The sequence below is a fragment of the Mesorhizobium sp. M1342 genome, assembly GCF_040317955.1.
In the GTDB taxonomy this organism is placed as follows: domain Bacteria; phylum Pseudomonadota; class Alphaproteobacteria; order Rhizobiales; family Rhizobiaceae; genus Mesorhizobium.
The window spans coordinates 171,209-191,871 of sequence record NZ_JAMYLI010000009.1 but is presented as its reverse complement, the minus strand read 5'-3'; the positions used below and the strand labels follow the sequence as shown (position 1 = coordinate 191,871).

Here is a 20,663-nt window from a genome sequence, read left to right as displayed (position 1 = left end):
GATGATCTTTTCCGAAAACCGGGTCCCACTTTTCGGGATCATGGTTTAAGCCGCTACCGCCGGCTGGCTCCAACGGGCCGCGAGCAGACGGTAGGGGATCAACGCCACCACGGCGATGATCAGCTTCACGCTGAGGTCGCCCAGCGCCCAGGAGATCCAACGCATCGCGTCGACATGGAAGATGCCCATCAAGGGTGCGTTTTCCAACGCAAAGCCGTCGTTGGGACCAGCGAAGGCGAAGGCGGCCGAGAACGCGACGGTGAAAAACACGGCGGTGTCGAACACCGACCCGACCAGCGTGCCGATGATCGGCGCGCGCCACCAGCTCTGCCGGCGCAGCCGGTTGAAGACGGTGACATCGAGCAGTTGCGCGCTGAGGAACGCCGCTCCGGACGCGGCCGCGATACGCACCAGCCGGTCGGCGGCGGTCTCGAGTTCGATCAGGCCGTGGCGGAACAGGAAGGGCGGGACAAGGATCGAGCAGATCACCGCCGTCATGAAGCCGACAAAGACGATCCGGCGCGCCGCAGTGGGTCCGTAGCGGCGGTTGGCGAGGTCGGTGACCAGGAACGAGAAGGGATAGGTGAAGGCCCCCCAGGTCAGAAGATCGGCCAGCGAGAGGCCGCCGATCTGACCCTGCATCGGGAATTGCACGAGAATGTTCGATGCCACGACGACAAGCGCCATGGCGGCCACGAATGGCAAATACCGCGAGAAGGAAGTCATTTTTTTATCCTGGGTAATGGAACCAGCCAAGCACCATGCCCATGCGGGCGATGCTTGCCTTCGTATGTGGGCACCGGATTGCCAAAACCTTGCGGCTTCGATCCGATGCTCAGGCCAACAAGATGTTGGCCAGAGGCCAACAAGAGGTCGGCCAGGGCGGTCGTCCCCCGCCTTTGAACTGTTTTAAGCGGCAGCCTGCTCGGCGGTCTTCTTGGCGATCTGCTTTTTCAGCAAACGGGCGCGCTGCGACAATTCCTTGACGTCTGCCTTGGCCAGGAAGGCGTCGAGGCCGCCGCGATGTTCGACCGAACGCAGCGCGTTGGCCGAAATGCGCAGGCGCACGTTCTGGTTCAGCGCTTCCGAAATCAGCGTCACATTGACGAGGTTCGGCAGGAAGCGACGCTTGGTCTTGTTGTTGGCGTGGCTCACATTGTTGCCGGACATGACTGCCTTGGCAGTGAGTTCGCAGGTGCGGGACATTGTTCTAACCTTCAGTTCTCGGGTCTGCCAAACACTCAAGCCCACGCCGGGTGGCGCGCGGTTCTGGTCAGGCGGCCTTATGGAAAAAGTTGGCGTTCCATAGTTGCATTTCGCCGAGGCGTCAAGCTCCGGCTTGCCCAGCCCCTGCATTGCCCACGGCGCGCCCGGCATTTTCATATTAAGGCCGGAATTCATCCTATAAGCGGTTCCATAGGGACATGCCAGACCGGAGTTGCCCGCCTCCGGCCCAAAATCAAGGACCCGATCCCGCCATGCTTCGTTCGCCACATGCCCTTGTTGCCATGCTTGCCATAGCTTTGCCGTCCGCCGCGTCTGCTGCCTCGCCGCAGTCGTTCAAGGGCGAGTACACGGTGTCGTTTCTTGGTCTTTCGATAGCGAAATCAACGTTTTCCAGCCGCTATGAGAACGGCGCCTACGCGATCCAAGGCAGTGTCACCGCGGCCGGTCTCGCCAAGCTGTTCGACGACACGCGCGGCACGATCTCGTCCAAAGGCACGATTGCGGGCAAAAAGATGGTGCCGCAGGCATTCCGCGCCGACTACACCTCCGGCAAGAAGGCATCGGTGGTCGATATCCGCTTTGCCAATGGCAGGGTCACTTCGACGAAGGTCGTACCGGCACCAGGCAAACGCGACCCCAAGAACTGGGTACCGCTCGGTGCCGGCGACCTGGCATCGGTGCTCGATCCCATGGCCGCCACCGTCATTCATGCCGACAGTCTCGACCAGGTCTGCGGCCGCACGGTGAAGTTCTATGACGGCGAGATGCGTGCCGACCTGACGTTGACCTACGCGTCGAAAGGCACGATCTCGGTCCCGGGCTACAAGGGCGACACCGTCACCTGCCAGATGGGCTTCGAGCCGGTGGCGGGTTATCGCAAGGGCCGCAAGGCGCTCAACTATCTCAAGAACAAAAGCCGCATGATGGTGACGTTTGCACCGCTCGGCCAAACCGGCGTATATGCGCCGATCCGTGCCACGGTTGGCACGCAGATCGGCACCTTGACCATCAGCGCCGGGCGTTTCGAAGCCGTACAATAGCCAGGCGCGGAATTGGCGCGCCACTGGAGACAGAATGGGGCGCGCAACACTGATCGGCTTTTCGGCGGTCGCCATGTGGGCGTTGCTCGCACTGCTCACCGATGCGTCGGGCCAGGTGCCGCCGTTCTTGCTGTCGGCGATCACCTTCTCGATCGGCACCGGCGTCGGGCTGGTCGCGCGGCTGTTCATGCCGGCACCCGACAAGAGCCAGAAGATACCGCCGCAGGTGTGGCTGATCGGCATTGCCGGCCTGTTCGGCTATCACTTTTTCTATTTCACCGCGCTGCGCAATGCGCCGGCGGTGGAGGCGAGCCTGATCGCCTATCTGTGGCCGCTGCTGATCGTGCTCGGCTCGGCGCTGATGCCGGGCGAAAAACTGGCCTGGAACCATGTCGTCGGTGCGCTGCTCGGCCTTGCCGGCACCGTGCTGATCGTCACCAAGGGCGGTGGGCTGGCCTTCGACGCCCGCTATTCCTTCGGCTATGCCATGGCTGCCGTCTGCGCCGTCCTGTGGTCGGCCTACTCGTTGTTGTCGCGGCGTTTCCCGTCGGTGCCGACCAGCATCGTCACCTGGTTCTGCGCGGCGACCGCGGTGCTGTCGCTCGCCTGCCACCTGGCGCTGGAACAGACGATTCTGCCTGACGGTGTCGGCCAGTGGCTGGCCGTGCTCGGCCTTGGCCTGATGCCGGTGGGTGCCGCCTTCTATGCCTGGGACATCGGCGTCAAGCGCGGCAACATCCAGGTGCTGGGTGCTGCAAGCTATGCGGCGCCGCTGTTGTCGACGCTGGTGCTGATCGCGGCCGGCGTCGCCGAGCCGTCGCTGCGCATCCTCGCCGCCTGCGTGCTCATCACCGGCGGCGCGGTGCTCGCCGCAAAATCCCTGTTCCTGCGCAAGCCGGCTGCGGTCGAGAGCGGAGCCGAGGCATCCGAAAGCGGAGCCGGGGCATCCGAAGACGGAGCCCGGGCATCCGAAGACGGTGCCCGGGCATCCGAAGGCGGAGCCAAGGCATGACGATGCCGTTTGCGGGCGGCATCGACGCCAATGCCAATGCGACACTGATTTTTTCGCTGGCGGCGGCGGTCATCTACGCCTTCACGCTTGGCATGCCGCCGACGCTGGCCCGCTCGGCCGCAAAGACGCTTGCCGTAGCGATGCTTGCCGTGCTGGCGGGGCTGCAAGGCGGCCCGCTGCTGCTGGTCGCCGCGCTCGCACTCAGCGCCGTTGGCGACGCCTTCCTGTCACGCGACGGCGAAAAGGCCTTTCTCGGCGGGCTGGCCAGTTTTCTTGTCGCTCACATCGTCTATGTCGCGCTGTTCCTGCGCAGCGGTGGCGGGTTGGGAGTGCTTGGCGCCGAGCCGTGGCGCGGAGCGATCGCGCTCGCCATGGCGGTGTTCGTGGTCATCGTGCTGGCGGCGCTGTGGCGTCGTGTCGGTCCCAGCCTGCGTATCCCGATCACCGTCTATATCGCCGCGATCCTGGCAATGGGCATCTCGGCGCTGACAACAAGCAATATGTGGGTGATCGGTGGCGCCGTGCTGTTCATGGCATCGGACGGGCTGCTCGCCACGGAGAAATTCCTGGTCGCCGCCATCTCGCCCCACCGCGCCTGGATGCGCTTCGCCGTCTGGGCGCTGTACTACGCCGCCCAGCTCGCGACCACGCTAGGCTTCCTGCTAAATTAGGGTTCTTGCCAAGTTAGGATTGTCCAGGCTGCCAGCCGGGTGCCGCCAGTTCAAAGGCCGCAAACTCGAAGCCCGGCGCGACGGTGCAGCCGACCAGCGTCCATTCGCCCAGGCTGCGCGCCGATTGCCACCAGCCTGCGGGCACGACGATCTGCGGCCGCTCACCGGCTGCGAGATCGATACCGAGGACTTGTTCTATGACCTGATCAACCTTCGGGCTGCCTTCTTCCCACATCGACAGCGCCAGCGGGGCGCCGGCATGGAAATGCCAGACCTCGGCGGCATCCTTGACCCGGTGCCAGGCCGAAACCTGATGCTCCTCAAGCAGGAAATAGATGGCAGTCGAATGGCCGCGCGCGCCGCCGGTGCCATCGCGAAAGGTCTCGGCATACCAGCCGCCTTCCGGATGCGGCTTCAGCCCGAGCGTCGCGATAATTTCTGCGGAGCTGGTCATGGCGACGATACCACCGGGCCTAGAAATTGTCCTTGCGCTTGCGGATTTCGGCAAAGACCTCGGCGTCCGAAGCTTTCTCCAGCCCCAGATGCTTGCGGATCGCCGGATCGTGCCAGCGCAGGAAGGGATTGGTCGACAGCTCCTCGCCGATCGTCGTCGGCAGCGTCGGCTTATTGTCGGCGCGCAGCTTTTCGATCTTGGCGGCGCGTTCCTTCAATGCCGAATTCGTCGGGTCGACGGTCAGCGCGAAACGGGCGTTGGCGAGCGTGTATTCATGACCGCAATAAATAATCGTTTCGGCCGGAAGCGCGGCCAGCTTCTTCAGCGAATCGTACATCACCGGCGGCTTGCATTCGAACAGCCGTCCGCAACCCAGCGCAAACAGCGTGTCGGCGGTGAACGCCACACCCGAAGCCGGCAAATAGTAGGAAACGTGGCCGGCGGTGTGGCCGGGCGTGGCGATGACTTCGATCTTTTCATCGCCAAGATGGAGGACCGAGCCGTCTTCGACGGTTTCGTCGATGCCGGGGATATTGGCCTTTTCCGCTTCCGGGCCGACGATGCGCAGCTTGAAGCGCTCCTTCAACGCAAGATTGGCCTCGACGTGATCCATGTGATGATGCGTGGTCAGGATCATCGTCGGCGTCCAGCCGGTGCGCTTTATCGCGGCCAGGATAGGCGCTTCCTCGGGCGCGTCGATGATCGCGGTCTGGCCGCTTTTGGGATCATGCACCAGCACGCCGAAATTGTCGCTGCGGCACATGAACTGTTCGATTTCGACCGGCATCGCATCTCTCCGTTTATGGCCGCAGACATAGGGCGCCGGCGCGTGGATGTCATCCTGGATGTTGAAGACATCCTGGATGTGAGCAACATTCCGGGACGTTGAACAACATCCCGCAATGTCTAGTGACATTCCCGGAATGCCAGGTCGTCGCGGCCTGTTGTTGAAACCCGCCGATATCGCGGCTACATCCCTGCCATGCATTCCGACATCGTCGATCTTCGCTCCTTCTATTCGACAACACTCGGCCGTTTCGCCGAGCGTTCGATCACCATGGCGTTGTCGTCGATATGGGCGGTCGTGCCCAACGAGCGGCTGGTTGGTCTGGGCTACACCTTGCCGTGGTTGGAGCGGTTCGGCACCGACGCCGAGCGGGTCTTCGCCTTCATGCCGGCGACGCAGGGCGCGGTGGTGTGGCCGGCGACAGGGCCGACGGCGACGGCACTGGTCTTCGACGAGGAACTGCCGCTGGTCGATTCCTGCATCGACCGCATGCTGCTCGTCCATTCGCTCGAACATGTCGAGAACCCACGTGAGACGCTGAACGAGATCTGGCGCGTGCTGTCGCCGGCTGGCCGGGTCGTCATCGTCGTGCCCAACCGGCGCGGTGTCTGGGCGCGCTTCGAGCACACCCCATTCGGCAATGGCCGGCCCTTTTCGCGCGGCCAGCTAACCGAATTGCTGCGCGAGGCGAATTTTACGCCCGCCGCCTGGTCCGATGCGCTGTTCTTTCCGCCGTCGAGGCGCCGTTTCATGATGCGCTTCCACAATGTGCTGGAGCGCGCCGGCCGGCGGCTGTGGCCGATCTTTTCCGGCGTCATCGTCGTCGAGGCGCAGAAACGGCTCTATCAAGGCGTGCCCGTCGTCCAGCGCGCCTCGCGCCGCGTCTTCGTGCCGGTGCTGTCGCCGCATGGCGCCACCCGGCTTGGCCGTCACAAAGCCGGTGCCGAGCCCTCGGCTGCGCGGGTGACGGCTTCGTGATCACGGCAAGCGTGCCTGACGTCGTTTCCCTGCCTATCTGTCGCAAGCGGACCGACAGCCCATCCGGCAGCCCATACGAACGCCTGTCAAGTTTCTCCATCCGGTTTCAGCACTGACGCAAGGACCTCGGCCATGGCTGATCAACCGGACAATGCCGCCGCCGTTCAGCCGGTTGCCGTGGCGGTCGAAGCCAGCAGCCTGCGCGATCAGGTGATGACGATCCGGCGGGCGCTGGCGGGATCGCCGGTTCGCAAATGGTTGCAGTGGACATCGGTCGGCATCATGGCCGTGATCATTGCAACGTCGATCGGCCAGGTTCTGCTCAACCGCTGGAACCAGCCTTTCTACGATGCGCTTGCGCGCCGCGACATGGCGGCCTTCCTGCACCAGCTCCTCGTCTTCGCGATGATCGCCGGCGGGCTGCTGGTGCTCAATATCGGCCAGACCTGGCTCAACCAGATGATCAGGCTCAAACTGCGCGAGGCGCTGACGCTGGATCTGATCGATCAGTGGATGCGGCCGGCGCGCGCCTTCCGGTTGGCCAATGCCGGCGCCATCGGCGTCAATCCCGACCAGCGCATGCAGCAGGACGCCGCGCATCTGTCCGACCTGTCAACCGATCTCGGCGTCGGCCTGCTGCAGTCGTGCATCCTGCTGGTGTCCTTCGTCGGGGTGCTGTGGGAGCTGTCCTCGGGCTTCGTGTTCCACATCGGCGGGACCTCGCTGGCCATACCGGGCTACATGGTCTGGGCCGCCATCCTTTACGCCGGCATCGCCTCCTGGCTGAGCTGGCTGGTCGGGCGCCCGCTCATCCGCCTGAACAGCGACCGCTATACACGCGAAGCCGAGCTGCGCTCCTCGATGGTGCGCGTCAACGAGAATGTCGATGCCATTGCGTTGTATCATGGCGAGGCCGACGCCAGGCGGCGGCTCGAACTCGATCTCGGCACGGTGCTGGGCGCCATGCGGCGCATCTACACCGCCCAGATCAACCTGTCCTGGGTGACCGATACCTATGGCTGGATCACCGTCGTGGCGCCCATACTGGTCGCTTCGCCGGTCTATTTCTCAGGTGATATCAGCTTTGGCGGGCTGATGATGGCGGTCGGCGCCTTCAACCAGGTCCACTCCTCCTTGCGCTGGTTCATCAACAACATCGGCAGTATCGCCGATTGGCGCGCCACGCTGATGCGCGTGGCCGATTTCCGCATCGCGCTCGATGAAACCGATGCGCTGCACGACACCGAAAAGCGCATCGCCTTCGGCCAAAACGTCAATGGCAGCCTGACTTTCGAGAAGCTCGAAGTGACCTCGCCGGAGGGTTGCACCAGACTCGCCGACCCGCATGTCGAAATCCGCCCCGGCGAGCGCGTCATGATCACCGGCGACCCCGGTGCGGGCAAGACGCTGTTCTTTCGTGCCATTGCCGGCCTGTGGCCATGGGGAAGCGGCCGGATCGGCCTGCCGGCGGGAGAAACCCCCATATTCGTGCCGCGCGTGCCTTATTTTCCGGTCGGCACGTTGCGCGAAGTCCTCGATCACCCGAACGGGCCCGCGCCGGCGAACGATGCCGACATTTCGGCGGTGCTGGCCGAGGTCGGCCTGGGACGGCTATCCTCGTCGCTCGACCGCGCCGGGCGTTGGGACCATGAGTTGGGCGATGACGAACAACGCTCGCTGGCCTTCGCCAGGCTCGCGTTGCGGCAGCCGAAATGGGTGATCATCGATGAGGCGCTGGATGCGTTCGACGGCCCATCGCTAAGACGCGTGCTGTCGATGCTCGAGAAGCGTTTGCCGGGGACAGCGATCCTCAACATCGGGCGCGGCCAGCACAACAACCACTTCTTCCCCCGCGCGTTGACGATCGTCAAGGATTCCGGTGCGCCAGCCCTGAAGCCCGCCCGCGTCAGGGCCGGCGCGATCGAACCGCCGCCAGCCGCCGCTCGTCGCAAGAAATGAGCTGATTTCCGGGCGAGGGAAGCAGAGCTTTATTTTGCCGCGATCGCGAGGGAAGCTCCTCGGGAGAAACAATCTTGGCGACGGCCATGCTTGATGCTCTGCGCCTGCTTGCCTGTCTTGCCTGCGCCCAGGCTGCCCCGGCCGCCTCGCCGCCGGATGCGCTCGCCGTCGACGTCGAGCTGGTGCTGGCGGTCGACATCTCGCTGTCGATGGACGAGAAGGAGTTCGCCCTGCAGCGGGCCGGTTATGTCGAGGCGCTGCGGCATCCCGACTTCATCAAGGCTGTCCGCGCCGGCGCCAAGGGCCGCATAGCGCTGACCTATTTCGAATGGGCCGGCACGGTGCGCGACGACGCGGTTATCGGCTGGCAGATTATCGATAGTGCCGAGAGCGCGAACAGCTTTGCCGACAAGGTCGCGGCTCGTCCGTTCCGCAGCTTTCGCGGCACTTCGATTTCCGGCGCGCTGGCCTTCGGCACCGAGCTTTTCGACCGCACGTCTTTCCAGGGCGAACGCAGCGTCATCGACATTTCGGGCGACGGACCGAACAATATCGGGCCGCCGGTCACCGCGACGCGTGATGCGGCGACTGCCAAAGGCATCATCGTCAACGGCCTGCCGATCCTGATCAGCCCGTCGCCCACCTTCAGCCATCTCGACCAGTATTATGCGCAGTGCGTGATCGGCGGACCCGGTTCCTTCGTGCTGCCTATCTATGCCGCCGCCGAGTTTTCGACAGCCATCCGGCGGAAGCTGCTCCTGGAAGTGAGCGGCATTCAGGACGAGGTGAGAAGTGTCCCCGTCGACGCGGCGACGCCGATAGACTGCCTGCAAGGCGAACGGGACAGGCGGTTTCTATCGGATCCGTATTTTCCCGAACTTGACCGTTGAGCTCTCGACAGAGGGGTTAACGCGATCCGGAGGAAAAACCATTCCACAATTTCCCGGAATCCCTATCGGTTTAAGCGGGCCGGGCACCAAATTGATTGCGAAACTCGTTGGAGAGATCGCGGCGCCAGCGCCGGCCATGGACATAGCCTTGCATCAATTCCGGCAGCGAATAGCCAAGCGTTTTGGATGAACGGTTGGCCATGTAGCCCTGAAATGCCTCCGGTATCCTGCCTCGCAGGATGTCGGCGATGAGCTGCCGCGAGATCATGTAAGGCGGAATGTGCGGGTAGGCATGGGCAATATGCGGATGTTTGCCCATCAGGTTCGCATAGGCCTCGACATAGCCGTCACGGCGGCCGGAAATCGAGTTCTCCGAATTGTATTTCGTCCAGTCCAGATCCCTGGACAACTGCGCACCGAAGCGCCGGGCAAGGCGCAGCAGCAATTCGCGATCCTGCATGCGGGTGATGTCGCTGTCGTAGCCGCCGATGGCCAGCAAGGCTTCGCGGCGAGCGGTGATCGCGGAGCCGGCAATGAAGATGGTCTGCCCAACCAGCGTCCGCTCCAGCATTGCGGGGCTCACGAACGCCTCGGGGTTGACGCAGTTTGTGATGCGATTGCCTTTCAGGGACACGAACGAACTGATCAGCACTTGCAGTGCAGGATTCTCATCGAACCAGGTCAGGGTTCGTTCAAGCCGGTGCGGCATGTAGATGTCGTCGGAATCGAGGAACGTCACCAACGGTGCCCGCGCGCGCTCGATGCCGGCATTCCTGGCAGCGTTGGCGCCTCGCCATTTCGCCCCGACATAGATCAGCCGCGGGTCCTGGATACGGGCCAGCGCCGCTTCGGTTCCATCAGCCGAACCATCGTCGACGACAATGTGCTCAAGCCTCGACATGCTCTGGGAGAGTACGCTTTCCACGGCGCGCAACACCGTTTCGCGTCGGTTGTGGGTCGGCGTAATGACCGTGATGAGAGGTGTTGGTTGGATCCCGGCTGCCATGTCTGTCAGCTGTTTCCTGCGCAGGGTTGCGCGTCTGTCCAGGACTTTTCGATTTTCAGAACGGTCGAATGGATTGGACTTCCCTTCCTCTACACCGCATCACAGTCGGCGCGACGCTACAAAAAACGACTGCCCCTGTCACCCACCGTGCCGGTACTCAATCCGCGCGAGACAACGAATCCCCGCTGCTAGCGTTCCAATTGCAACAGCACCGCCGCACATAGCATTGCGAATCACCATGGAAGCAACCCATCATGACAGGTAGCATACATCTCATTACCTCAGACGTAATCGCTTAGCGCTCGGCGTTTGGTCAGATTGCCCATGCGAGGCCGGCAACTCGGCTTCGATGACAAGGGAGTCCAGTCATGGCCGCTTACGCCGTCGCCCATATGCGCCAAGCCGCAATGGGTCCGCAGATCGTCGAATATCTGCACAAGATCGATGCCACGCTGGAACCTTTCGGCGGCCGTTTTCTGGTTCATGGCGGCGATGTGGAGGTGATCGAGAACGACTGGCCTGGCCATCTGATCATCATAGAATTCCCGACAGGCAGCATGTGCGTGGCTGGTACAATTCGCCCGCCTACCGGGCGATACTGGCGCTGCGCACGGACAATTCGGAGGCGGATGTCGTGTTCGTCGACGGCGTCGAACATCCGCACAAGGCCACGGATGTTCTGGAACAATCGACGGGTCAAGGATCAATTGGACGCTGAACCGCGGTTCAAGGAAGGGCGGTAAAGCGTCTAGCTGTGCCCAACATAGTCGGGCACAGTTTCAATTTTGTCACGAACCATGCCAGTCGCAAAACTGAACTGGCCCCAAAACGCCAAACCATAAAATGCCTGACCGACAATCAGAGAAAAGGGAACCTGCCAAAGCGGCATCCCCGTTTCCCGGGCATGGCCTACGATCCGTCGTGTCGTGCGCCATGACATGGTGAGCCACCGGCTGAAAGACTTGACTATCCGTCGCGCGCGGCTCGGCGAATTGAGCGCAACGAACTTCCGGTCGGCGTCGCGACCTGTAACCAGGGCGCGCCAGTAAAAGAACCGCCAGCCCCGCGGCGAATAGTGATAAACGCGTGCGTCGACATTATGAATTTTGTGGCCCTCCCGCAGCAGTTCGCGCATCAGCAAAGTGCAGGAAACCTTGAAGCCGTTATGTTTTGGAAAAGGATGGCTGACGATCCACTCGCGTCGAAACGCTACATTGTTAGCGTTGATCGCTCGCTTCGAGGCAAATCGCCCGTCTCCACGGGCCATCGGGAAAAACCAGATCAACGCAAACGTTCTTGAAAAGAAATCGTCGTATGAGAGGTATGTATATCCGTTTGCGCAGATAACTTCAGAGTTTTCAAAGGGCTCAAGCAGTCCTGGTAGCCATCCTGGTTCCGCGACCACGTCGGAATCCATAAAGATGACGATATCTCCGTCCGATGCCAGCATGCCGTTGTTCTTCAGGTCGTAATATCGGCCGCCAGGGAAAGCCGTGAAGACGAGTTCGGCAACCTGACCGAGCTGCGGGGCCTCATTCGAAATCTCACGACGCAACGCATCCTCGTCCGACTCTGCTCCCCCGTGAGAAATAACGATCCTTGGTCGCACTAAACCGGTTGCTGAAACCGATGTGATTTCCCGAGCCAAGGCCTTCATCCCAACGCCGATCTCGTCCCAGTCGATCGATTTTGCATTCTCCATTTCGACGACGAGTGAATACGTTGGACGCTCTTGAGCCATATCTGAACCGATCAAGTTATTAGTGCCGATGTGGCTATAACGCTCTCGGCGGGCTGTCAAACCAGCGTGCAATAAGAATTTGTGCTCGTGATCGCCATGGACGGCGATGCGCTTTGATCAATAACATCGCATCTCTGGCGCCCCTGGATGCTTCGTGTTCTCGTACAATGCCGTTCGATCAGATCGAGAACCTTGAGCTCCTCTTTTTAAGAAAACCGCGACGGCAATTGTTGGCATGGAAGTTCGACGTGTCAGAATATTCCGCCAAGAACCGCTCTCTCCACTCCTCATTGATGGTGTCTCGTTGAATATCGAGGCCCGAATCGAGATCAGACCCGGGTTTCAAGACAAGCTTGGCGTCGACCAGAGATGCAGCCCTTTCAAGGCAGGTCCGTGGATGTTCAAGGAGTTCTTCGTATGTCAGTGATAGGAAGGACAATCCGTTTTTTGCAAACCAGACATCCCAGGCCAGATTTTCCAGGATGATTTTTTCAAGCGAGTCCGCGATTGCTTTGCCGTCGTAGCATGGTCTCTTCTGATCGGCCTCGGTAGAGCGGAACCGACCACTCTGACGAGCGCGGGTCCACGAAACTGCTTGACCAACGAGGTCCCCACGCGTCAACCGCATATAGCGCAGCTTTGGAAGGCTTGCGGGGAGATCCACGGTTTTGGCAACCTGTGAAAACTGGCTGGCAAACAGTTTGACCGCGTAAATCCCGGAGGGAGACCGCCCGTCCTTCAGTGCACGCAAAACCTGGGCACGGGGGTCGCGGGGATAGTTCGGCATTTCTAGAACACGGCGGCCCCCGAACCACTCGAGTGGGTTGCCAAGCCCGGTGGCTGCCATCAATCCGGCTAGGTGGTTGCTGCCGCTGCGCGGTGAGGTGCAGATGAGAATTCCGGCTTTCAACCCAGCCCGCATGTCCGGTGGGATTTCAACTGGCAGAGGGCGCCTACGAAAGAGATACATGGCGATCAATATTACCGTTTCAGCAAGAACACTGCCTGCTGGCCGAAGAAGTTCCAGAACCACCACGGCATCGACAGGCCGATCTTCTGCCCGGCAGCGTCGAGGGCGGTTGCCTTCTCGACTGTCGCGCCGAGTTCGTCGCACAGATTGACGAAATCGCGGATGGTGCAGAAGTGGATGTTGGGCGTGTCGTACCAGGAATAGGGCAGGTCCTTGGTCACCGGCATGCGGCCGTTGACGAACAGCGACAGGCGCACCCGCCAATGGCCGAAATTGGGGAAGGAGACGATGGCGCGGTTGCCGATCCTGAGCAGTTCGTCGAGCACCAGCTTCGGGTTGCGGGTGGCCTGCAGCGTCTGTGACAGGACGACGAAGTCAAAGCCCTTGTCGGGATAGAATTCGAGATCCTTGTCGGCATCGCCCTGGATGACCGAGAGGCCGCGCGCCACGCATTCGTTGACGCCGCGCTGCGACAGCTCGAGCCCACGGCCGTCGACCTGCTTGGTGTCCTGCAGCAATTCGAGCAGCGAGCCGTCGCCCGAGCCGACATCGAGCACGCGCGACTGTGGCGGGATGAGGTTGGCGACGACCTCGAGGTCGACGCGCTGGTCGCGGTTGACGCTCATGGCTTCGCCCCCTGCCTGGCGCACGATCCCGATCCGAAAAGCCTGCAATTTTTCGGGGTCATGCGCTGAGCCCTCTCGCCCGGGCCGCCGAGCCGATGAAGCCGTTTATGGCGGCAAACAGTTCCGGCTCGTCGAGCAGGAATGCGTCGTGGCCGCGGTCGGTTTCGATCTCGACGAAGGATACCGATGCGCCGGCGGCGTTGAGCGCATGCACGATCGAGCGGCTCTCCTCGGTCGGAAACAGCCAGTCCGAGGTGAAAGACACCAGGCAGAAGCGGGTTTTCGTTCCGGCGAAGGCATCGGCCAACCGGCCGCCATGGTCGGCGGCAAGGTCGAAATAGTCCATCGACCGCGTCATGTAGAGGTAGGAATTGGCGTCGAAGCGATCGACGAAGGTCATGCCCTGGTGGCGCAGATAGCTTTCGATCTGGAAGTCGGCGTCGAAGCCGAAGGTCAGCGCCTCGCGATCCTGCAGATTGCGGCCGAACTTGCGGTGCAGGGCGGCTTCCGACAGGTAAGTGATGTGGGCGGCCATGCGCGCCACCGCCAGGCCTTTTTCCGGGCGTTTGCCGTGCTCGAAATATTTGCCGCCATGCCAGTCCGGATCGGCCATGACAGCCTGGCGGCCAACCTCATGAAAGGCGATGTTCTGCGAGGAATGGCGCGCGCCGGTGGCGATCGGCAGCGCCGAGAAGACCCGCTCCGGATAGCTCGATGCCCATTCCAGCACCTGCATGCCGCCCATAGAGCCGCCGAGCACGCAGAACAGCTTTTCGATGCCGAAATGGTCGATCAGCATCTGCTGCGCCCGCACCATGTCGCGAATGGTGATGATGGGCAGGTCGAGCCCATAGGGCTTGCCGGTGGCGGGATTGGTCGAGGCCGGACCGGTGGACCCAAGGCAACCGCCGATGACGTTGGAGCAGATGACGAAGAAGCGATTGGTGTCGATGATCTTGCCGGGGCCGATCAGCACTTCCCACCAGCCAGGCTTGCCGGTCACCGGATTGGTGCTGGCGACGTGCTGGTCTCCGGTCAGTGCATGGCAGACGAGGATGGCGTTGGAGCGGGCATCGTTCAGCGTGCCGTAGGTCTGGTAGGCGATCTGGAACGGTGACAGCAGCGTGCCGGCGTCCAGCTTGAGCGGCTTGTCGGATCCAAAACGCAAAACCGGGCTCGACGGTTGGTCGACCTCGTTGTTGGTTTTGCGGGCACGCAGAACGGCCATGACATCCATCTCACACTTTGAGCCCACGCATCGCGCTTGTCGAAAGTCGATGCCGATCCGGGTGTCCGGCCGGCGCGGACAACAAAAAACCGGCATTGCGGTCGCAAAGCCGGTTACAGGATGCAAACGGCCCTTTAGCAAGTTGTTTAACGTGGCTGCAAGCCGACCGGCCAAATCACCACGGAAGTTCGCACCCCTTCTAGGGCTGTGGCGCGCCGGCGTCAACGACCAGCCTTGGGCGGTGGCTGTCGCCTCTCGACATTGCAGGCCACGGCTTGTATTTCCGCTGCGGCTTCCCTCAGGAAGCGTTCTCGACGGATTTTGCGACATGAGCCAGACACCGGACCAGGCACGTCCAACCCCGCGCGCGGGCATCATGGACATAGACGCCTATGTGCCGGGCAAGAGCACGGCGCCCGCGGGCGTCGCCAAGGTTCACAAGCTGTCCTCGAACGAGAATCCGCTAGGGCCCTCGCCGAAAGCGATCGAAGCCGCGCGCGAGATTGCCGGAAAGCTCGACGTCTATCCAGATGGCACCGCCAGGCGGCTGCGCGAAGCGATCGCCGAGGTGCATGGTCTCAACCCGCAGAACATCATTTGCTCCAACGGCTCCGACGAGATCCTCGGCCTGCTGGCGCAGACTTATCTGGCGCCCGGCGACGAGGCTGTCATCACCGAACACGCCTTCATGGTCTACAAGATCTACATCCAGTCGGCAGGTGCCGTTCCGGTGACGATCAAGGAAAGAGACGAGCGCGCCGATATCGACGCCATCCTCGCAGCCGTCACGCCGCGCACCAAGATCGTGTTCCTGGCCAATCCCAACAATCCGACCGGCACCTATGTGCCTTTCCAGGAGGTGCGCCGCCTGCATGGCGGCCTGCCCAGGCACGTGCTTCTGGTGCTAGACGCGGCCTATGCCGAATATGTCCGCCGCAACGACTATGAGGCCGGCATCGAGCTGGTCGGTGCTGCCCAGAACGTGGTGATGACCCGTACCTTCTCCAAGATCGGCCTCGGCGGAGCGCGGATCGGCTGGATGTATGCGCCGATGCATATCGTCGACGCCATCAACCGCGTGCGGGGTCCCTTCAACGTCAATGCGACGGCGATCGAGGCCGGTATCGCAGCCATCCGCGACCGCGCCCATGTCGAGCGCAGCGTGGCGCACAACGAGACCTGGCTGGCCTGGCTGAGCGAGGAATTCACAAAGCTCGGGCTGCGGGTAACGCCGAGCGTCGGCAATTTCGTCCTCGTTCATTTTCCTGACGATCAGAAGCATTCGGCGGCGGCGGCGGACGACTATCTGACGGCGCGCGGCTATATATTGCGGCGCGTTTCGGGCTATGGCTTTCCCAACGCGTTGCGCATGACCGTCGGCACCGAAGAAGCCAATCGCGGCGTTGTCGCCGCTCTCACGACATTTCTGAAAAGCTAGAACGCCATGACATCACCGATGTTTGAAAAGATCGCGCTGGTCGGCATCGGCCTGATCGGCTCGTCGCTGGCCCGCGTCATCCGCCGCGAGGGGCTGGCCCGTCACGTGGCCATATCAACGCGCAGTGCGGCGACGCTGGCGCGAGCCGAGGAACTCGGGCTCGGCGATAGCTATACCACCGATGCGAAAGAGGCGGTCCGCGATGCCGACCTAGTCGTCATTTCGGTGCCGGTCGGCTCATCCGGCGCGGTGGCCGAGGAAATCGCGCCGGCGCTGAAGAAGGGCGCGATCCTCACCGATGTCGGCTCGACCAAGGCGTCTGTCATCGCGCAGATGCAGCCTTATGTCCCTGAAGGCGTCCATTTCATTCCCGGCCACCCGCTGGCGGGCACGGAAAAATCCGGCCCCGACGCCGGCTTCGCCGACCTGTTCGACAATCGCTGGTGCATCTTCACGCCGCTGCCCGATACCGACGCGGACGCGCTGGAGCGGCTGTCGGAGTTCTGGCGCCGCTGCGGCGCCAACATCGATACCATGGACCCGCAGCATCACGACATGACGCTGGCCATCGTCTCGCACCTGCCGCACATCATCGCCTACAACATCGTCGGCACCGCCGACGATCTGCAGTCGGTGACCAAGTCCGAAGTGATCAAATATTCGGCTTCCGGCTTCCGCGACTTCACGCGTCTTGCCGCTTCCGATCCGACCATGTGGCGGGATGTGTGCCTGCACAACAAGGACGCTATCCTCGAAATGCTGGCGCGGTTCTCGGAAGATCTGGCGTCCCTGCAACGCGCGATCCGCTGGGGGGACGGCGAAAAACTCTTCGACCTGTTCACCCGCACCCGCGCTGTGCGCCGCTCGATCATCGAGGCCGGCCAGGACATCGACGTGCCCGATTTCGGTCGCCAGGCCGTCGAGCATCCCGCGAAGGGCTAAGTCAGTTTCAGGCTGGCCAGGTCTGCGCAACCATGGCCAGCGTCTCGGCCCGGTTCGGCGCACCAAGCCTGCCGCCGAAGCGCAGGCATTTGAGCGCGGCGGCCGCACTGGCAAAGCGCAAAGCCTGCTCGACCGGCATGGCTTCCGCCAGCCCGACGGCGAAGGCGCCGTGAAAGACATCGCCGGCGGCCAATGTGTCGATCGCCTTGATCTTCGGTGCCGCGACATGGCGCACGCAGCCTGCGCGACGGTCGTGCCACCAACTGCCCGCCGCGCCGCCTGTCACTGCGACAAAAGCGTCGGTGCGGCTGGCGAGATCGGCGCAAGCCGTTTCCGGATCGAGCGCCTGGCCGCAGACAATGCGCGCCGCCGTTTCCGAAGCGACGATGTGCGTGGCGAGCGGCAACAGCTGTTCCAGGATCTGCAACGGTGCGGTATCGGCATCGAGGATTGCCGGCCGGCCGAGGGCGCGCGCCGCTCTCAGGGCAAGGGCTGCCGCACCTGGCCAGCGGACATCGACCAGTACGGCGTCGAATGCCGTGAGGTCGGCGACCGGCAAGGCTTCGGGATCGGCCTGGGCAAGCCCGTCATAGAACGGCACGATGATGCGCTCGCCATACGCGTCGACCAGGATCGAGGCCAGCGCCGAGCGGGCGCCTCTGACGCGGCGCACAAAGGTGCAATCGACGCCTTCGGCCTTGATGCCGGCGATGAGCTGGTCGGCGACGGCATCGTCACCCGCGCTCGCCCACAGCGATACCTCGGCCCCCAGGCGATGCGCGGCGCAGGCAGCACTCGTGGCCATGCCCGAGGCGATCTGGACGCCGTCGGAGGCAATGAACTTGCCTTGATGCACGGGCAGCGTCTCGACGCGCAGGATGGTGTCCAGCGTCAAAGCGCCAACGCTCAGCAGCTTCACGGGTCTTGCCATCGCAGCGCTATTCCACCGGCTTGATCTTGCCCAGCGGAATGAAGCCGAGCGAGGCCTTGCCCCTGACCACCTTCAGCGGCATCGACGGTTCGTTGCCGAGCACCGCCAGGGCAGCAAAGCCCTGCTCGATCTGGCTTTTCTGCTCGGGTATGGCGGCGCCGAGAATGGCCGCCACCGCCTTCGGGTCCTTCAGCCTGATCATCAGATCGGCGTTGATCAGGCCCTCGGCATCGACCGAGAGCGGTCCCGAAACGGTGATGCGCGCCGTCCCCGACGACAGGTCGAGGTTGCGGATTTCGATCGCCTGGCCACGAAGGCTCTTCACCTGCGTGCCGATCAACGCGACACCGTTCTTCAGCGTGACGTCGCCACTGGCATCGAGCGCCGGAAGCACGCGCCCGCCAATTGCGTCGGGGTCGATCTCGAGATCGCCGAAACTGCCGAGATAGTCGATATCCTCACCGTTGGGCTGCAACTGACCCGATGCCTTGCCGGCGCTGAACAGTTGCACCGGATCGGTGTCGTCGGCCGGGTCGGTCTGGCCGGAAAGGCCCTCTGCCTCCAGCGAAATCCGCTGCGGCAGCGGCCACCACAATTTGAAATTGGCCTGCAGATTGTCCCAGTCTATCCACAGCGGCACCATGTCCGGAACGGAGGTCCTGAGCGGGCCGCGCAGATTGGCAACCGGCGACAGAGGCTGGATGATCTGGGCGGCTGCGTTGAAACTGCCGGCTGAAGCCGCAATGTTCTTGGCATCGTCCTCATAGGCGAGGTTGTCGCAGGAGACGGTAAAGCTCAAGGGATAGCCGCTGACCTGGAGATTGCCGCAGCCGGCCTCGACGCCATTCTTGTTGAGCGTGGCAACCGCCTTGTCGGCTTCGCTCCTGACGCGGTCAGCCAGATAGAACCAGCCGCCGCTGTAGAGGGCGAACAGCACGACGATGAATGCTGCAAGCCAGACCACACGGCGACGTTTGTTCGGCTGGCGTTCGTCACTTGACGTCATGCTTTGGCTCTCGTTAACGCATGGGTGTTGCGGACGGGTAGGCGATTCCGCCAGGTAGACAGACGAATAGTTAGACGGGACGGGCGGAAAAAACACCGGTCCGGTTCGGTGTTGGCATCTTTTGCAATCAGGCGCGGCGATATGGGCGATTTTTGGGTGTTTGGCTATGGCTCGCTGATCTGGCGGCCGGGATTCGCGCATGTCGAAACACAGCGTGCCCGCCTGCATGGCTACCGGCGCTCGCTCTGCGTCTATTCCTTCGTGCATCGCGGCACGCGCGAGCGGCCGGGGCTGGTGCTCGGCCTCGACCGCGGCGGGTCCTGCGTCGGCCTCGCATTCCGCGTCCCCGGCGACTTGCGCGACGAGGTCATGGCCTATCTTCGCGAGCGCGAACTGGTCACCAATGTCTATCTGGAGCGCATGCTCAAGGTTCGCCTCGACGGGGGCGGTACGGTCGACGCGGTGGTCTACATTGTCGACCGCCACCACGAGCAATATGCCGGAGCGCTCGACGCGGCGGATGCGGCGGCCGTGGTGCGCGGCTCGGTCGGCCAATCCGGCAACAACGAGGACTATGTGCTGAGCACGCTTGAGCATCTCGAGGCGTTGGGCATAAGCGACCACTGGCTGGAGGATGTCGCCAGGCAGGTCGCGCCTTTGTGAAGCTGGCTCTGCGGAAAAAGGCGGCCAGGCCTTTGACCTCGTTCAGGCAAGACCTAGGTTAGGCTCCGACCCTCAGCCCGCGGGCGCCATTTGCCCGCCCCAATCATCCCGGAGATCCGCCTTGCAGAAACGTCGTCTCGGTCGCACCGACCTGTCCATCGCGCCGCTGGTTCTGGGCGGCAACGTCTTCGGCTGGACCGCCGACGAGAAAACCTCGTTCGACCTGCTCGACCGCTTCGTCGGCGCCGGCCTCAACGCCATCGATACGGCGGATGCCTATTCGCGCTGGGTTCCCGGCCACAAAGGCGGTGAATCGGAAAACATCATCGGCAAATGGATGAAAGACCGTGGCAATCGCGACAAAGTCGTGGTGATCACCAAGGTCGGTTCGGATATGGGGCAGGGGCACAAGGACCTGTCCGCCGCATACATCGAAAAGGCCGTCGATGCATCGCTGAAGCGGCTGCAGACCGAGTTTATCGATCTCTATCTGTCGCATTGGCCGGACCCTGCAACGCCCTATGAAGAAACGCTTGGCGCCTACGAGAAGCTGCTCGCCAAGGGCAAAATCCGCTATGCCGGCTGTTCGAATCTCGACGCCGGCCAGTTGCGTGCCGCACTCGATGTGGCGAGCTTGCGCAGCCTGCCGCGCTACGAGGTGCTGCAGCCGGAATACAATCTTTACGATCGCTCGTCCTTCGACGGGCCGTTGCGCGATCTATGCGTGGCCGAGGACATCGGCGTCATCACCTATTTCAGCCTGGCCAAGGGTTTCCTCAGCGGCAAATACCGCAGCGAGGCCGATCTCGGTCAAAGCCCGCGTGGCGGCGGGGTGAAGGACTATCTCAATGCGCGCGGCATGCGCATCCTTGCGGCACTCGACGCGGTTTCATCAAGGCATTCGGCCAAGCAGGCGGAAGTGGCGCTTGCCTGGGTTATCGCTCGGCCGGGCGTCACCGCGCCGATCGCCAGCGCCACCAAGCCTGAACAGATGGACAGCCTGATCAGGGCGGCGTCGCTGAAACTGACCGCCGCCGACATGACCGAACTCGACAAGGCGAGCGGCTGAAGCTCAGTCGCGACGCCTCGCACGA

The 20,663-nt window shown here is 62.6% G+C and carries 21 protein-coding genes, 1 pseudogene and 1 riboswitch; of the genes and pseudogenes, 11 read left to right on the top strand and 11 right to left on the bottom strand.

Annotated elements, in window-relative coordinates:
- Positions 1 to 45 precede the first annotated feature (45 nt).
- Positions 46 to 726, bottom strand: a complete 681-nt coding sequence (locus NKH06_RS11800) for a queuosine precursor transporter (RefSeq protein WP_352441749.1) — start codon at positions 724 to 726, stop codon at positions 46 to 48.
- A gap of 183 nt (positions 727 to 909) precedes the next feature.
- Positions 910 to 1,206, bottom strand: a complete 297-nt coding sequence (gene rpmB / locus NKH06_RS11795) for a 50S ribosomal protein L28 (protein WP_013529373.1) — start codon at positions 1,204 to 1,206, stop codon at positions 910 to 912.
- Positions 1,207 to 1,478: 272 nt separating this feature from the next.
- Between rpmB and NKH06_RS11790 the strand changes: the two genes are divergently transcribed.
- From NKH06_RS11790 to NKH06_RS11780, 3 genes are read left to right on the top strand one after another with little or no spacing between them, the layout of a single operon-like run.
- Positions 1,479 to 2,267 carry a DUF3108 domain-containing protein gene (locus NKH06_RS11790; RefSeq protein WP_023811078.1) on the top strand — a complete coding sequence of 263 codons (789 nt, stop codon included), beginning with the start codon at positions 1,479 to 1,481 and terminating at the stop codon, positions 2,265 to 2,267.
- A gap of 34 nt (positions 2,268 to 2,301) precedes the next feature.
- Positions 2,302 to 3,279: an aromatic amino acid exporter YddG gene (gene yddG / locus NKH06_RS11785; protein ID WP_352798706.1), complete on the top strand. Its 978-nt coding sequence runs from the start codon at positions 2,302 to 2,304 to the stop codon at positions 3,277 to 3,279.
- Positions 3,276 to 3,950, top strand: a complete 675-nt coding sequence (locus NKH06_RS11780; RefSeq protein ID WP_128304673.1) for a lysoplasmalogenase family protein — start codon at positions 3,276 to 3,278, stop codon at positions 3,948 to 3,950. Before yddG ends, NKH06_RS11780 begins: the two co-directional genes overlap by 4 nt.
- A gap of 13 nt (positions 3,951 to 3,963) precedes the next feature.
- Here the strand turns inward: NKH06_RS11780 and NKH06_RS11775 are convergent, their stop codons facing one another.
- Both NKH06_RS11775 and gloB read right to left on the bottom strand, forming a co-directional pair.
- Positions 3,964 to 4,404 (bottom strand): cupin domain-containing protein, encoded by a 441-nt coding sequence (locus NKH06_RS11775; RefSeq protein WP_128304672.1) that lies wholly within the window; start codon positions 4,402 to 4,404, stop codon positions 3,964 to 3,966.
- Positions 4,405 to 4,423: 19 nt separating this feature from the next.
- A complete protein-coding gene (gene gloB / locus NKH06_RS11770) occupies positions 4,424 to 5,191 on the bottom strand; it encodes a hydroxyacylglutathione hydrolase (RefSeq protein WP_128304700.1) in 768 nt (255 codons plus the stop codon).
- 195 nt (positions 5,192 to 5,386) lie between these two features.
- Between gloB and NKH06_RS11765 the strand changes: the two genes are divergently transcribed.
- The 3 genes from NKH06_RS11765 to NKH06_RS11755 all read left to right on the top strand — a co-directional run bounded on the left by NKH06_RS11765 (position 5,387) and on the right by NKH06_RS11755 (position 9,018).
- Positions 5,387 to 6,169, top strand: coding sequence for a class I SAM-dependent methyltransferase (locus NKH06_RS11765; RefSeq protein WP_352441747.1), 783 nt, complete (start codon positions 5,387 to 5,389; stop codon positions 6,167 to 6,169).
- A 132-nt stretch (positions 6,170 to 6,301) separates the two neighbouring features.
- Entirely contained in the window at positions 6,302 to 8,128 is a 1,827-nt protein-coding gene (locus tag NKH06_RS11760; RefSeq protein ID WP_352441746.1) for an ABC transporter ATP-binding protein/permease, read from the top strand.
- An 86-nt stretch (positions 8,129 to 8,214) separates the two neighbouring features.
- On the top strand, positions 8,215 to 9,018 hold the full coding sequence (locus NKH06_RS11755; RefSeq protein WP_352441745.1) for a DUF1194 domain-containing protein: 804 nt from the start codon (positions 8,215 to 8,217) through the stop codon (positions 9,016 to 9,018).
- 70 nt (positions 9,019 to 9,088) lie between these two features.
- On the opposite strand, the gene NKH06_RS11750 is transcribed toward NKH06_RS11755, so the two are convergent.
- Positions 9,089 to 10,024, bottom strand: coding sequence for a glycosyltransferase family 2 protein (locus NKH06_RS11750; protein WP_352893114.1), 936 nt, complete (start codon positions 10,022 to 10,024; stop codon positions 9,089 to 9,091).
- Positions 10,025 to 10,392: 368 nt separating this feature from the next.
- Here NKH06_RS11750 and NKH06_RS11745 point away from each other — a divergent pair.
- Positions 10,393 to 10,742: pseudogene (locus NKH06_RS11745) on the top strand (DUF1330 domain-containing protein).
- Between the two features lie 30 nt (positions 10,743 to 10,772).
- On the opposite strand, the gene NKH06_RS11740 reads toward NKH06_RS11745, so the two are convergent.
- The 4 genes from NKH06_RS11740 to metX form a co-directional block, all read right to left on the bottom strand.
- Positions 10,773 to 11,780: a glycosyltransferase family 2 protein gene (locus tag NKH06_RS11740; RefSeq protein ID WP_245273210.1), complete on the bottom strand. Its 1,008-nt coding sequence runs from the start codon at positions 11,778 to 11,780 to the stop codon at positions 10,773 to 10,775.
- A gap of 163 nt (positions 11,781 to 11,943) precedes the next feature.
- Positions 11,944 to 12,798 carry a Stf0 family sulfotransferase gene (locus NKH06_RS11735; protein WP_352723189.1) on the bottom strand — a complete coding sequence of 285 codons (855 nt, stop codon included), beginning with the start codon at positions 12,796 to 12,798 and terminating at the stop codon, positions 11,944 to 11,946.
- Complete coding sequence (gene metW / locus NKH06_RS11730; RefSeq protein ID WP_352441742.1) at positions 12,747 to 13,361, bottom strand: methionine biosynthesis protein MetW; 615 nt, start codon at positions 13,359 to 13,361, stop codon at positions 12,747 to 12,749. The genes NKH06_RS11735 and metW overlap by 52 nt, the downstream gene beginning before the upstream one ends.
- 58 nt (positions 13,362 to 13,419) lie before the next feature.
- Entirely contained in the window at positions 13,420 to 14,589 is a 1,170-nt protein-coding gene (gene metX / locus NKH06_RS11725) for a homoserine O-acetyltransferase MetX (RefSeq protein ID WP_013529386.1), read from the bottom strand.
- 114 nt (positions 14,590 to 14,703) lie between these two features.
- A riboswitch (SAM riboswitch) is annotated at positions 14,704 to 14,781 on the bottom strand.
- A 136-nt stretch (positions 14,782 to 14,917) separates the two neighbouring features.
- On the opposite strand from metX, the gene hisC reads away from it, so the two are divergent.
- Together hisC and NKH06_RS11715 are read left to right on the top strand one after the other, a co-directional pair.
- Positions 14,918 to 16,027: a histidinol-phosphate transaminase gene (gene hisC, locus NKH06_RS11720; RefSeq protein WP_352441741.1), complete on the top strand. Its 1,110-nt coding sequence runs from the start codon at positions 14,918 to 14,920 to the stop codon at positions 16,025 to 16,027.
- A 6-nt stretch (positions 16,028 to 16,033) separates the two neighbouring features.
- Positions 16,034 to 16,969 (top strand): prephenate/arogenate dehydrogenase family protein, encoded by a 936-nt coding sequence (locus tag NKH06_RS11715; RefSeq protein WP_023811092.1) that lies wholly within the window; start codon positions 16,034 to 16,036, stop codon positions 16,967 to 16,969.
- Positions 16,970 to 16,976: 7 nt separating this feature from the next.
- Here NKH06_RS11715 and NKH06_RS11710 read toward each other — a convergent pair whose 3' ends face one another.
- Both NKH06_RS11710 and NKH06_RS11705 read right to left on the bottom strand, forming a co-directional pair.
- The gene (locus NKH06_RS11710) at positions 16,977 to 17,900 is read right to left on the bottom strand and encodes a sugar kinase (protein WP_352441740.1); all 924 of its coding nucleotides are present in this window, start codon (positions 17,898 to 17,900) and stop codon (positions 16,977 to 16,979) included.
- Positions 17,901 to 17,907: 7 nt separating this feature from the next.
- Entirely contained in the window at positions 17,908 to 18,906 is a 999-nt protein-coding gene (locus NKH06_RS11705; RefSeq protein WP_352441739.1) for a DUF2125 domain-containing protein, read from the bottom strand.
- A 141-nt stretch (positions 18,907 to 19,047) separates the two neighbouring features.
- Here NKH06_RS11705 and NKH06_RS11700 point away from each other — a divergent pair, with 141 nt between their 5' ends.
- Both NKH06_RS11700 and NKH06_RS11695 read left to right on the top strand, forming a co-directional pair.
- On the top strand, positions 19,048 to 19,569 hold the full coding sequence (locus tag NKH06_RS11700) for a gamma-glutamylcyclotransferase (RefSeq protein WP_352441738.1): 522 nt from the start codon (positions 19,048 to 19,050) through the stop codon (positions 19,567 to 19,569).
- 121 nt (positions 19,570 to 19,690) lie between these two features.
- Positions 19,691 to 20,638 carry an aldo/keto reductase gene (locus tag NKH06_RS11695; RefSeq protein WP_023811096.1) on the top strand — a complete coding sequence of 316 codons (948 nt, stop codon included), beginning with the start codon at positions 19,691 to 19,693 and terminating at the stop codon, positions 20,636 to 20,638.
- The last annotated feature ends 25 nt before the right edge of the window (positions 20,639 to 20,663 follow it).